This is a genomic window from Pseudomonas sp. DrBHI1 (genome assembly GCF_002205115.1).
Lineage (GTDB): Bacteria > Pseudomonadota > Gammaproteobacteria > Pseudomonadales > Pseudomonadaceae > Aquipseudomonas > Aquipseudomonas mosselii.
Genome location: NZ_NIBE01000143.1, coordinates 64,908 through 65,396, shown reverse-complemented (window position 1 = coordinate 65,396; position 489 = coordinate 64,908). Strand labels below are relative to the sequence as shown.

1 protein-coding gene is annotated in these 489 nt (G+C 67.5%); it reads left to right on the top strand.

Annotated features, from left to right (window positions below; genetic code table 11):
• Positions 1-489: AMP-binding protein (locus CC207_RS28135; RefSeq protein ID WP_256582371.1), on the top strand; the 489-nt coding region annotated here is incomplete at both ends.

Sequence of the window (489 nt, the reverse complement as noted above, 5' to 3'; positions counted from 1 at the left end):
TGTGCTCGATGCCCGCCAGCAACTGCTGCCAGTGGGGGCGGTGGGCGAGTTGTATATCGCCGGTGACGGCGTGGCCCTGGGCTACCTGGGTCAGCCGGAACTGACGGCTGAGCGCTTCCTGCCTGATCCGTTCAACGGCGGCACGATGTACCGCAGCGGCGACCTGGTGAGCTGGCAGGCCGACGGTACCCTGCGTTACCTGGGCCGTGCCGACCAGCAGGTCAAGCTGCGTGGCTTCCGTATCGAACTGGGCGAGATCGAGGCGCGTCTGGGCGAATGCCCGGGGGTTCGCGATGCCGCCGTGATCGTGCGGGAGGACGCGCCGGGCGATAAGCGCCTGGTCGCTTACTTCACCGGCCAGGTGCCGAGCATCGGCGAGCTGCATGAGCGTCTGCAAGGCGTGCTGCCGGACTACATGTTGCCGTCGGCCTATGTACAGCTGGATGCGCTGCCGCTGACCGCCAACGGCAAGCTTGACCGCCGCGCCTT